Genomic DNA, 12469 nt, shown 5'->3' on the forward strand with positions numbered 1-12469 from the left:
CCAAGCTTGTTAAAATTTGCGGCGCTGTATTTTGCGCCGCGCTTTAGGGATTATCCACATGAGATTTATCGTTGGTTTACTATTTTCGGTGGCTGCATTGCTTGGACAAGGCGCATTGTATGCACAGTCATCGACGCCGATCATTACTTACAACACTCAGTTTCATCCCACGCTTGCCCGCAATGGTATGGTTGTGAGCCAAGATGAACACGCCAGTAATGCAGGTCTTGAAATTCTTAAACTTGGCGGTAACGCGATTGACGCTGCGGTTGCTACCGGGTTTGCGCTTGCGGTAACACACCCTCAGGCTGGTAATCTCGGCGGCGGTGGTTTCATGATGATTTATCTGAAATCTGAAGACCGCGTGATTGCTCTTGATTATCGTGAAATGGCGCCAAAAGCTGCGTCAAAAGATATGTTTCTTAACGAGAACGGTGATGTGGACAATCGTAAGGCTCGCTTCAGCATGCAATCAAGCGGCGTTCCTGGCTCAGTTATGGGGTTAACCGAAGCCCAAAGAAAGTATGGTACATTGCCATTAGCAACCGTGATGGCCCCAGCAATTCGCCTTGCCGGTGAGGGGTTTCCTGTCTCGTGGGCGCTTGCATATTCGCTTGATCGATATAAGGGACGCCTAAGTACGGATGATGCTTCTCGTAATCAGTTTTTCAAAGTTGATGGCAGCAGTTATCAGGAAGGCGAAATTCTGCGTCAGCCTGAGCTAGCCAAGACGCTAACTGAAATTTCAGATAAAGGTGCGGCCGGATTTTATGAAGGCTGGGTGGCGGACCGCATTGTGGAGTCTATGCAAACGCAAGGCGGACTAATAACGCATGATGATTTAAAAGGGTATTTTGCGAAAGAGCGTGAAGCACTTGAAGGTACGTACCGAGATGTGAAAGTTGTTACAATGCCGCCTCCGTCTTCCGGTGGTGTCCATATTCTGCAAATGCTCAATGTTTTTGAAGGTTGGGATATGAAAGCCCTTGGCCATAATAGTGCGAACTATCTGCACCGGCTGACGGAAACAATGAAGTATGCATATGCTGATCGGTCGAAATATTTAGGTGACCCGGATTTCTTCAATGTTCCAATATCTGCGCTAACAGATAAGGCATACGGATCGTCTATTCGCCGTAAGATTAAACTGGATGCCGCAACGCCTTCCACAGAGATTGCGCCTGCACCAAACCTACCGGATGAAAGCAAGGACACGACACATTTTTCCACAATGGATGCAGCTGGCAATATGGTTGCCAATACCTATACGCTCAACTTTAGCTATGGAAATGGTCGTTCAGTCGCCGGTGCTGGGTTTTTGCTAAACAATGAAATGGATGATTTTTCTGCCAAACCGGGTTCGCCTAATGGTTTTGGTTTAATTGGTGGAGTAGCCAATGCGATTGAGCCGGGTAAACGACCACTTAGCTCGATGACACCAACTTTGTTGTTTAAGAATGGTCAACCTTATGTTGCTACAGGAAGCCCAGGAGGCTCAACGATTATAACAGCAGTGTTGCAAATGGTTATGAACATTGCGGAATTTGATATGAACGCTGCGACAGCGACAGCACGCCCGCGCATACACCATCAGTGGTTTCCTGACAGGCTGATTATGGAGCCTGGGCATTCCGTAGATACAAGATTGCGCCTTGCCGAAATGGGGCACAATGTTAGCGGCACAGCTTCATATAATGAAGGTGAACGTGTGCTTGGTGCAACGATGACGATCCTGCGCCGTCCTGATGGTTTGATCAGTGGATCAGCCGACCCTCGTAGGCCCGGAGCATATGCTGCTGCTTACTAAAAAATGGATATATGCGTATATAAAAAGGCCACCGGAATGTTCCGGTGGCCTTTTCTTTGACTATATAACAGGCTTATTCAGCTTGTCTCGGCACCGGTTGTGGGCGTTCACGACCACCGCCAAACAACCGTATAATGCGGTCCTTAAGTCTGCCCGTTCCCTGTCCGATGTCATCGCCGATTGCATAGAGACATGGCACCATCAACAAAGTAACAAAGAAGGCAATCAATACGCCAGAAGCCAGCGCTACAACGATGGGCTGTAAGAAGGCTGCTTGTATGGAACGCTCCAACATCATTGGTACCAGCCCGACAAATGTTGTCACAGATGTCAGTAGGATAGGGCGGAAACGAGCCACACCAGCTTCAACAATTGCTTCCTGAATGCTCATGCCACGATCACGCAGTTTATTACAGTAATCAACAAGCACAAGGTTATCGTTAATGACGACCCCGGCTGCTGCGGCTATACCAAAGTAGCTGAAGATTGCCATCGTCATGTCTACTACCAAGTGGCCATAAACTGCACCGACAAATGCATATGGAATAGCAACCATGATAGCAAGTGGTTGCCAATAGCTTTTGAACGCAATAGCAAGCAACATATACATGGCAAAGAAAGCAGTCAGGTACAGACCAACTACGGTTTTAACAAAGCGTGCTTCACCTTCTGCCTGACCAATTTGGCCACGCACTATGCCCGGATAACGTTGTTCCCATTCAGGGAAGAAGTTTTCCCTCAGGTCTTCCATGATATCTTCACGAACATCGTTTTTCATGTCAGCGCTGACACGTGCGGCTCTGTTCATGTTCCAGCGAACAATCCGTGTAATCCCAGGTGCATATTCAAGGTTAGCGATCGCCGTTAAAGGTACTTCGCGTCCATCGTTCGTTCTTACGCGGAAGTCTTGTAAGCTCTCGATGGATCGCCGTGATGATAAAGGATAACGTACCATTACCTTCACATCCTGTCCTTCACGTGGCAGGCGCTGTACTTCCTCACCAAAATAGGCTTGGCGAACCTGACGAGATACATCTGATAATGTAAGTCCAAGCTTTTCTGCGCCAGGTTTTAACGTCAGGCGTAATTCTTCAGATGCGCTATCCAGGTTATTGCGAATATCATATAAATCATCATATTCGCGCAGCTTAAGCTCAAGGTCTGCTACCGCTTCACGCAACAAATCAAGATCAGGGTGACGAACAGACAGTTCAAAGCCTGGATCATTATCGTTCTGTGTATAGCGAACAGTGACTAACTTGGCATCAGGCACATCACCCATTAACTCGCGCAGGCGAATAGAAGCATCCTTAGCCGACATATCGCGTACTTCCGGCGAGGCAAGTTTCACGATTGCGAGCACACTGTCGCGGCGTGAACGTGTATACCAATTTTCAATCAGTTTACCTTCGCCGCCAGTGCGAACATTTACTTCTTCTTCCAGTGCTTTTTCGGCTGCTTGTAATTGTGCCAACACTTCAAGAGAGCGGCTATAAGGAGACCCTTCAGCCATTTCTACATTGACGGTAATTTCGTCTGACTCGATATCCGGCATGAAGCTTTTCTTCACATACCCGATGCTAAACAGACCAAAGCCAATCACTAAGACCGCAATAAAAATGGACATAGTGAAGTAACGGTTGCGAATACTCCATTGGCCAATACGGCGATATTTATTTTGGGCAAAATTAGTGATGCTGTCAGCTATGCCCTTTTGGAAACGACCAAAACGGCCCAGGTTTTCACGTGGCTTCAACGTGGAAAGGTGAGCCGGCAAGATTAGCAATGATTCTACAAGAGAGAATGACAGCGCAGTGATTACAACCCATGTAATTTGGCGCGTAAACTCACTTGTTGATCCATCGATAAACACCCACGGTAAAAATGCGATAATTGTCGTTAATACAGCAAAGATAACCGGTTTGGCTACCAGCTGAGTACCGAAGACTGCGGCGGTAATACCTCCGCCAGTTTTCTGACTTTCCGAGTGGATACTCTCACCCACAACAATCGCATCATCGACCACAATACCTAATACGAGCAGGAAGGCGAATGTGGATAGCATGTTAAGTGAAATGCCGAGGCTTGGCAGTAATATAAATGCACCAGCGTAGGCTGTTGCGATACCAACAGCTACCCAAACAGCAACTTTGGGGCGTAGTGTTAAAAGAAGCACTATCAGAACGAGAGCCAAACCCTGTAGGGCAGCACCGCTGATGGTTTCCATGCGGCCTTCAAATGCTTCGTTTTCATCTGTCCAGAGTGTTAGTTTTGCACCTGCTGGTAAGCTTGCCTGCCGTTCGTCAATCCATTTGCGGATAGATTTTGACGCTGTCACAATATCCATTATTTCGGTAGACATAACTTGAAGTAACACAGCAGGTTCGCCGTTCAGTGTTGCCAGGATTTCGTTATCTTCAAATCCATCAACAACTGTAGCTACATCTTTAACGCGGATTGTAGCGCCGTCACCGTTTTGGCTAACAATGATGTCACCAAATTCGCGCTCGGTATCGGCCATCGCACGTGTTGCAATTTGTATCTCGCCTGCTTCAGTTCTTACAGAGCCACCAGATGAGTTAAATGAACTGTTACGAATGGCAGTTGCAACTTGTGCAAAGCTCATATTGTAGCGCCGCAACGATTCTTCACTTACCTCAATTGACACTTCTTCATTGCGAACACCAAACAGTTCAACAACGGATATGGCAGGTAACTGCGCTGCCTCTCGCCTCAGTTGTTCTGAAAGGCGCTTTAAAGCCCGTTCTCCAATATCGCCGTGAACAGCAACGCGAATAAACTCGTCGCGGTTAACCCATTGTTGCACGCGTGGAGGTTCAATGTCGCGCGGTAGTGATGAGATACCATCCACGCGAATTTTCACATCGTTCATAAACTGAGTGAAGTCCACGCTTTGTTCGGCAAGGATATATATTTCGCCGCGGCTTTCAGCGGCAAAAGAGCGAACCCATTCTATGTTGTCCAGATCACGGACAGATTCTTCAATTTTGGTGACAATCTGTTCTTCAACTTCTTGAGGACCAGCGCCGGGCCAAGCAACAACAATTTGCAGGCCTGGGAACCGTACTTGCGGCTCCATCTCACGTTCCATGCCAGTAATGCCGAGAAAACCAGCCAGAAAAATACCGACCATTAACAGGTTGGCAGCAACTTTATTACGTGCCCACCATTCAATAATACCGTTCATAATTTCCCCCTACCGTGATGCGATTGCAGGTTGACCAGCGGTGCGCTCAATAGGAAGCGCTGCCATGCCATCAAACACACTACGCACAGGAGACGTAACTACCTTGTCGCCTGCTGAAAGCCCGTCAGTAACAATTACACGGTCCTCTGAAGTAGAGAGGATGTTAACTGTACGGATTTGAAGTTTGTTTTCTGCATCTATAACGTAAGCGCGATCATCGCCGCGTAAAGCTGTTCTTGGCATAACGAGGGCATCGTGCGGGGTAACACCGTTAATATCAGCTGTCACAAACAATCCAACAGCAAGCGGCATACCGCGATCGGCAGATGCGCCGTATGGGTCATTAACTTCTGCAATTGCGTACACAAGGCGTGTTTGGCTATCTACAGATGCGTTAACACGCACAATCTTGCCGTTCCAGGTTCGTTGTTCACTACCAATATTGGCTGTGAATGTTACTTGCGGCGCGCGTCCAGCTTCTGCGACATAGCCGATTGGCAAAGCAAGTTCGCCGAGTTGTGCATCAGTTAATGGCAAGCGAACCTCAACTGTATCTGTTGCAAACACACGGCCGAGCGTTGTGCCCACGCTTACAAATTGGCCAACGCCAATATTGCGCTCGAGTACGCGGCCTTCGAAAGGCACCTGTATTTTTGTGCGGCTAAGATTGAGTTTTGCGTTTTCAAGGTCAGCTTCAGCAGCACGCAGTTTAGCTTGTGCTTCAGCAACTTGTGGTTTGTTCAAAGCAAGGGGTGTAGGCTCACCGTCGTTAACCCACTCTTCCCATTGTTTGGCTTTAATTTTTGCATCTGCCATCTGCTGTTCAAGCCTAACGCTTGCTTCGGCAACGCGGGCTTCGGCGCTTGTGACAGCCAAACGGTAATCAGAATCTTCAATCTGAATAAGTGTTTCACCGGGTTGAAAACTGCCACCTTCTGCGAAAGAATCGGAAACCTTGATAATTCGCCCAGCTACTTGTGGAACGAGATTGATATCAGTTTTGGCTCTTACTTCGCCCTGTGTGCCAATAGATATTGTGACACGTTCAGAACGAACCGTATCTACATATAGCGATACAGGGCGCGGTTCTTCGATTGTTTTTTCAGGAGCTTCTTTTGCTTCGGCTAGTACCATCACGGAACCAACACCAGCAGCTACGACCAACACAGGTGCAGCAAACTTGAGTATTTTCCTCACTTTATCCTCGCATTTTTTTGTCGTTTTTATACCGTGGCTTTTTGCCACTTTTTGGTTATTTTTTATTTATATCCTATTTAGATATAGGAGTCACTTCAAAAAAATAAACCCATCTAAGCTCAAAATATTGTCCAAGTAGCATAGAGATGTGAAATTTTAGGGCCGAGTTTATAATTTGTGAACTATTGAGTAGTAATTTGAATGCTCGAACGTTCATTAAAAGGTTAAGGCGTAGTGGCGGCCAATACATTCACATCATTCCAGAACTCATCATATGATTTTCGTGCGCAAGCCGCTTTGCTAGATACAGTGTCTGAAGGCATGATTGTTCGCCGCGGTGATAAGTTGCTATACCTCAACAAAGCCATCATGAACATGTTCGGCGTTGATGCAGATAGCGCTCATGAACTGGAAAAGCCAGTTAGCGAATGGATACATCCTGAAGACAGGCATGTTGTTGAGGATGTATATAGTAAACGGGTCAAAGGCGATCTAGCGCCCGATATTTATGACTTTCGCATAATTAGTATGACAGGAGAAGAGTTATGGATATCTTGTCGTGCTCAGGTCATTGATTGGCATGGTGAACCTGCAGTAGCCGCCAGTTTTAAAGATATCACCGTGCAAAAGAAAAGCGTTGATAACGAACAGTTCACTATGGGTTTGTTCGAGAATATTTTTAATGTCACCCCTGAGTTTATGCTGTTATTTAATCTTAATGACGGGTGTGTCGTTGATGTAAATCCTACTTTCTTAAATGTGTTTGGTCGGCGGCGTGAAGAGGTTATTGGAACACCGATTGAAGAGCTTGGTATTATTTCTGACCCAACATTTCATGAACGTTTCATCGAAGAATTAAAAACAGCAGCCTTTTTGACTGACATCCCGGTGGCACTATCAACGCGCGGCGGCCTGATGCGGCATTTTCGTCTATTTGCCCGTAAAATTGAAGGTACAGGTAAACCATATTTGTTGATGACCGGCCGTGACGTTACCGATGAAAATGCGCGCGCACAGGAAATGCAGCGCAACCGCGATGAGGCAGAACTATCTAACCGTACGAAATCTGAATTCCTGGCGAATATGAGTCATGAGTTGCGTACACCGTTAAATGCTATTCTTGGCTTTTCCGAACTTATCCGTGATCAGATCACCGGACCACATGCAGTCGATAAATATTCAGAATATGCGGCAGATATTTATAAAAGTGGTAGCCACTTACTTTCAATCATCAATGATATTCTTGACTTGTCCAAGGTTGAGGCTGGCCGGTTGGAAGCGCATCTGGAATGGTTGAACCCTTCTGTTTGCCTTAACATGTGTTTAAGCCTTGTAAATCAGCGCGCTTTTGAATCTGGAGTAACGATAGATTCTGACTTTGATAACTCACTACATCTTATGGCAGATGAACGATTGCTTAAGCAGATAGGATTAAATCTTCTATCAAATGCTGTGAAATTTACGAAAGCGGGCGGCGTTGTTAATTTTTCACTGGTGCGAATTGAAGATCAGGGCGCTTGCCTGAAGGTTGCGGATAGCGGTATTGGGATGACACCTGAAGAGATTTATGTTGCACAACGCCCATTTGGTCAGGTTGATTCTAGTCTTAGTCGCCGACAGGACGGCTCAGGTCTTGGCTTGCCACTGGTTGCCGCTTTCACCGAAAAACTGGGAGCAAAAATGACAATTGAAAGCAAACCTGACGTTGGTACAACAGTTTGCATTCATTTCCCTGCCAACAAGATACGCCTTATTGATCAAGCAGATGAAGTGACGGACGTTATTTGATTGTTAATGTGACATACTGCGAGTTTTAAGGCTTGCGTTCGATTGCCCGCCAGCCAATATCACGCCGACAGAAACCTTCAGGCCATTCTATTGTATCAACTGCAATATAAGCGCGCTTCTGTGCTTCACGGGTGCTTTCCCCCATAGCAGTAACATTTAACACACGCCCACCAACAGCTTGTAAAACATTATCTATGTTTGCTGTTCCTGCATGAAACACGTGCGTTTGCTCTAATTGTGTTGCGGCTTCGACACCGCCAATATGACTGCCTTTCTCGTATTTTCCTGGATAGCCTTTTGTGGCCATTACGACAGTTAGGGCTGTATCTTCGTACCAATCTGCAGATGCATTTTTTAGGTTGCCTTTAGCAGTTGCTATCAAAAGCGGCACAATATCTGACTTTAGACGAGATAATAGAACTTGGCATTCAGGGTCGCCAAAACGGCAGTTGTATTCGATCAATTTGGGTCCGTCAGCTGTTATCATTAATCCAGCAAAGAGAACACCTTTGTAGGGATGGCCCATATCATCCATTGCTGCCACAGTTGGTTTAATAATGTCCTGCTCTACAGTTTCAATCAAGGCAGGTGTCATAACAGGAGCCGGTGAATAAGCCCCCATCCCGCCTGTATTTGGTCCAACATCGCCTTCCCCTACGGCTTTATGATCCTGCGCAGTCGCCAGAGATAAAAAATGATGTCCATCGGATAAAGCAAAGAAGCTAGCTTCCTCACCTTCCATAAATTCTTCAACCACAACTTCTGCGCCAGCATTTCCGAATGCACCCTCGAAAATGAAGTCAATGGCCTCCATGGCTTCCTTAACTGTTTCAGCGATAATAACGCCTTTTCCAGCGGCAAGGCCGTCCGCTTTAACCACGATAGGAGCACCATTAGTTTCAACATAATTTTTTGCGTCAAGCGCATTTGTGAAACGCCCATAAGCTGCCGTTGGAATATTGTAGCGCGCACAGAGGTCTTTGGTGAAACCTTTAGAGCCTTCTAATTGAGCCGCGGCAGCCGATGGGCCAAAAACATTTATACCGGCAGAATTCAAAGCATCTGCAATGCCTTCAACAAGTGGTCCTTCTGGGCCAACAACAACTAATTCAATGTTGTTGTCATTACAAAAATCAATAACGTCTTTATGCTCACTAGTATTCAAAGCCACACATTTTGCACAATCAGCAATACCAGCATTTCCAGGTGCACAATAAAGTGTATTAACCAAAGGGCTTTGGGCAATTTTCCATGCAAGTGCGTGTTCGCGACCACCGGAGCCGATAAGAAGAATATTCATTTTGTAATCCATTTAGCTGTCGTCTTGAAAGCAAGCCTCTTGTATCATAGGTTTGTGAGCACTCAAGGCTGAAGTGCAGCCTAATGAATATGATTATGCTGGGCAAAGCTAGCTGAGTACTTTCCATTGTATGAATGAGCAGTATTTATGAATGAAGACTGGGGCGTAACAAATGCCCAGGAATATACGGTTTCAGAGCTATCTGGTGCTTTAAAGCGTGCTGTTGAAGATCAGTTTGGCTTCGTTAAGGTGCGCGCTGAACTCTCAGGGGTTAAGCACGCCGCGTCGGGGCATTTATATTTTGGCCTGAAAGATGATAAATCTGTTTTGGATGGTGTTTGTTGGCGCGGTCAAGCACAGCGCCTTTCGTTTCGACCAGAAGACGGTTTGGAAGTTGTTTGTACAGGTAAACTGACCACATACGGTGCTCGCTCCAAGTATCAAATGGTTGTTGAACAAATGGAACCAGCAGGTGCAGGTGCCTTAATGGCGCTGCTGGATGAACGCCGAAAGAAACTGGCTGCGGAGGGTTTGTTTGACGAATCTCGAAAACAGACCATTCCATTTTTACCTAGAATTATCGGCGTTATCACGTCACCTACAGGCGCTGTGATTCAAGATATTCTACACCGGTTAAGCGACCGTTTCCCTCGCCGTGTTGTTGTGTGGCCTGTGTTGGTTCAGGGTGAAGGTGCTGCCGCGCAGATTGCTGCTGCCGTTGAAGGTTTTAATAGTGCTGATAACCATGTTTTTCCAAAGCCAGATCTGTTGATTGTGGCACGTGGTGGAGGCTCCATCGAAGACTTGTGGGCTTTTAATGAGGAAGTTGTTGTGCGTGCTGTTGCTGCCAGCAATATCCCCATTATTTCCGCTGTTGGGCATGAAACTGATACCACATTAGTTGATTTTGTTTCTGATTTGAGAGCGCCGACACCAACGGCTGCAGCCGAGAAAGCTGTGCCTGTTCGAGACGAGCTGGAAGCTTCTATGGCTGATTATGGGCGGCGGATGCTTATACAACGTCGCGGCATGATTGATGTGCGCCGGGAAAAGCTACAAGCATTGAGCCGGGCATTGCCAAAACCGCAGGATATTGTTGGGACATTGCAACAACGATATGATGATCTTGCAGACCGGCTACCCAAAGCTCTTATGTTAGTTGCTGAACGCAAACGCAATATACTTCAAAACACCTCTGCCAAGCTGTCTGCTAATAGATTAAGGCAAGGTCTTGCATATAAAGAGCGTGAATTTAAAAGCCTGATTGGGCGATTAACACCAAGTTTCGAACGCAACGTTAAAAATGCTGTTGATCATTTGGCGGCAACAGCACGTGTCCTTGACACATTGTCTTATCAAAGAGTTCTTGAGCGTGGGTTTGCTTTGGTTGAAGACGTCAACGGTCATTCAGTAACTAGTGCGACGGCTTTGGCAGAAAACGATATGTTTAAGTTACGATTCCATGACGGAGAAAGAACAGCGTTTATCGGCACTGAAGATGTTCCGCAGGCTGAGGTTGTAGCTGCGACCAAAAGCAAAGTAAAAAACGTTAAGACGCCATCTAAAAGTCGCAGTGATGATCGACAAGGCAAACTATTATAGAAACCGGATACACAGATTGCCCTTCTTTTGCCCAGATTTAGAGGATGATAAAACATCATTATGAATAGATTTAAGATATCCCTGCTTATTTTAGTTTTCTTTAGTCAGGCTGTGTATTCTGCGCCTGAACTGAATGGCAACATTGTTCAGGGTGGTTTGGTTTGGGGACAAACTATGGCTGGCACGCGGATAACTTTGGACGGACAGCCTGTGCCAGTGCACGATCAAGGCCATTATGTTTTTGGTTTTAGCCGAGACGCAGTGCCGGAAAGCGTTTTGGTATTTACGTATCCTGACGGATCAACCGAATCCATAAAACTTGCCGTGGGGAAGCGATCATTTGATATTGAGCGTGTTGATGGCTTGCCACCTAAAACAGTGACACCGCCACCTGAATGGACTGCACGCCGCAAGATAGAAAATGGACGGGTTAGACGCGCACGTAGTGTACAGACCAATGACCTATATTGGACGAAAGGCTTTGTGCGTCCCGCAGAAGGGCGATTTTCAGGTTTTTATGGCAGTCAGCGCATCTTGAATGGTGAGCCACGCAGTCCTCATTATGGTCTCGACATTGCCGCCGATATTGGCACACCTATCATGGCTCCTGCTGGAGGTGTTGTTCGTCTTGCTGCGCCAGACTTTTTGCTCGAAGGTGGTATCGTTATTATTGACCATGGTTTCGGTGTTACATCAACATTGTTTCATATGAATTCAGTTGATGTTACTGAAGGTGAAACAGTTGCTCAGGGCGATCTTATCGGAACTGTGGGTGCAAAAGGTCGGGCTTCTGGTCCTCATGTTGATTGGCGGGTTAATTGGAAATCTGTGCGACTTGATCCATTACTTGTTATCGAAGAAGGAAATGATCCATGAAGATGTTAGCCGCAATTTTATTGCTGCCATTAATGGTCTGTTCTGCGGGTGTAAGCGCACAGAAAGAAGAAAAACCATTTTCGATTGATGGTTTTGTTGGTGTTGTGAGCGATTACCGTGACCGCGGATTAAGTCTTTCGGATAGAGATTTCGCCGTAGTTGGCTCGTTAGGTCTGTTTCATGACAACGGGTTTTATATAGGTGTTGATGCAGCATCAATTGATGACGGTTTTGGCGGAGATGCACGTACAGAGTTTTTTGCAGGATATACGGTTGATAAAGGTGACTATATCTACAATATTTCGTTTGAGCTTGACGGTATTCACGGTAATGGCAGCAACTACTATCCTGAATTAAACGTATCAATTGCTCGCGACTTCGGATTGGCGTTTACTCGGTTTGGTACGGCGTATGCCCCAGACGGTAGGTGGAACAGCCCGCAATCTGATAGTTTATATTTCTATGGTGACCTCGAATTGCCGGTGCCGACAATGTCTGCATTAACAGTTGTTACACATGTTGGTCATGATTTGCGGTCTGATAACGCGAATATCTGGGATTGGTCTGTTGGCTTATCGGCGTTTATGGGTAATATTGAATTCACTGCGGCTTATGAAAAATCGTCACTTAATCAGCGTATTGGTAGAGGCCGGTTTATTATCGGCGCAAAATTATATTTTTAACGCGGATT

At 46.2% G+C, this 12469-nt stretch carries 8 protein-coding genes; 5 read left to right on the forward strand and 3 right to left on the reverse strand.

The window, feature by feature from the left end; all coding sequences use genetic code 11:
- Positions 1 to 58: 58 nt before the first annotated feature.
- The gene (gene ggt / locus OEU88_RS05295; protein ID WP_262694073.1) at positions 59 to 1807 is read left to right on the forward strand and encodes a gamma-glutamyltransferase; all 1749 of its coding nucleotides are present in this window, start codon (positions 59 to 61) and stop codon (positions 1805 to 1807) included.
- Between the two features lie 73 nt (positions 1808 to 1880).
- Here the strand turns inward: ggt and OEU88_RS05300 are convergent, their stop codons facing one another.
- Positions 1881 to 5015 carry an efflux RND transporter permease subunit gene (locus tag OEU88_RS05300; RefSeq protein WP_262694074.1) on the reverse strand — a complete coding sequence of 1045 codons (3135 nt, stop codon included), beginning with the start codon at positions 5013 to 5015 and terminating at the stop codon, positions 1881 to 1883.
- Between the two features lie 9 nt (positions 5016 to 5024).
- The gene (locus tag OEU88_RS05305) at positions 5025 to 6212 is read right to left on the reverse strand and encodes an efflux RND transporter periplasmic adaptor subunit (RefSeq protein ID WP_262694075.1); all 1188 of its coding nucleotides are present in this window, start codon (positions 6210 to 6212) and stop codon (positions 5025 to 5027) included.
- Between the two features lie 234 nt (positions 6213 to 6446).
- Here OEU88_RS05305 and OEU88_RS05310 point away from each other — a divergent pair, with 234 nt between their 5' ends.
- Positions 6447 to 8000, forward strand: coding sequence for a PAS domain-containing sensor histidine kinase (locus OEU88_RS05310; RefSeq protein ID WP_262694076.1), 1554 nt, complete (start codon positions 6447 to 6449; stop codon positions 7998 to 8000).
- A gap of 25 nt (positions 8001 to 8025) precedes the next feature.
- Here the strand turns inward: OEU88_RS05310 and purD are convergent, their stop codons facing one another.
- Positions 8026 to 9300, reverse strand: coding sequence for a phosphoribosylamine--glycine ligase (gene purD, locus OEU88_RS05315; protein ID WP_262694077.1), 1275 nt, complete (start codon positions 9298 to 9300; stop codon positions 8026 to 8028).
- A gap of 147 nt (positions 9301 to 9447) precedes the next feature.
- On the opposite strand from purD, the gene xseA reads away from it, so the two are divergent.
- Genes xseA through OEU88_RS05330 form a run of 3 tightly spaced genes read left to right on the forward strand, consistent with a single transcriptional unit; the run spans position 9448 to position 12461 of the window.
- The gene (xseA, locus tag OEU88_RS05320) at positions 9448 to 10902 is read left to right on the forward strand and encodes an exodeoxyribonuclease VII large subunit (protein WP_262694078.1); all 1455 of its coding nucleotides are present in this window, start codon (positions 9448 to 9450) and stop codon (positions 10900 to 10902) included.
- A gap of 60 nt (positions 10903 to 10962) precedes the next feature.
- Positions 10963 to 11778, forward strand: a complete 816-nt coding sequence (locus OEU88_RS05325; protein ID WP_262694079.1) for a M23 family metallopeptidase — start codon at positions 10963 to 10965, stop codon at positions 11776 to 11778.
- Positions 11775 to 12461 carry a TorF family putative porin gene (locus tag OEU88_RS05330; RefSeq protein ID WP_262694080.1) on the forward strand — a complete coding sequence of 229 codons (687 nt, stop codon included), beginning with the start codon at positions 11775 to 11777 and terminating at the stop codon, positions 12459 to 12461. Before OEU88_RS05325 ends, OEU88_RS05330 begins: the two co-directional genes overlap by 4 nt.
- Positions 12462 to 12469: the final 8 nt, after the last annotated feature.

The organism is Kordiimonas aquimaris, assembly GCF_025574485.1.
Classification (GTDB): domain Bacteria; phylum Pseudomonadota; class Alphaproteobacteria; order Sphingomonadales; family Kordiimonadaceae; genus Kordiimonas; species Kordiimonas aquimaris.

Coding starts and splice junctions, on each gene's coding strand:
- ggt (WP_262694073.1), top strand. CDS start 59: ATGAGATTTATCGTTGGTTTACTATTTTCGGTGGCTGCATTGCTTGGA.
- OEU88_RS05300 (WP_262694074.1), bottom strand. CDS start 5,015: ATGAACGGTATTATTGAATGGTGGGCACGTAATAAAGTTGCTGCCAAC.
- purD (WP_262694077.1), bottom strand. CDS start 9,300: ATGAATATTCTTCTTATCGGCTCCGGTGGTCGCGAACACGCACTTGCA.
- xseA (WP_262694078.1), top strand. CDS start 9,448: ATGAATGAAGACTGGGGCGTAACAAATGCCCAGGAATATACGGTTTCA.
- OEU88_RS05325 (WP_262694079.1), top strand. CDS start 10,963: ATGAATAGATTTAAGATATCCCTGCTTATTTTAGTTTTCTTTAGTCAG.
- OEU88_RS05330 (WP_262694080.1), top strand. CDS start 11,775: ATGAAGATGTTAGCCGCAATTTTATTGCTGCCATTAATGGTCTGTTCT.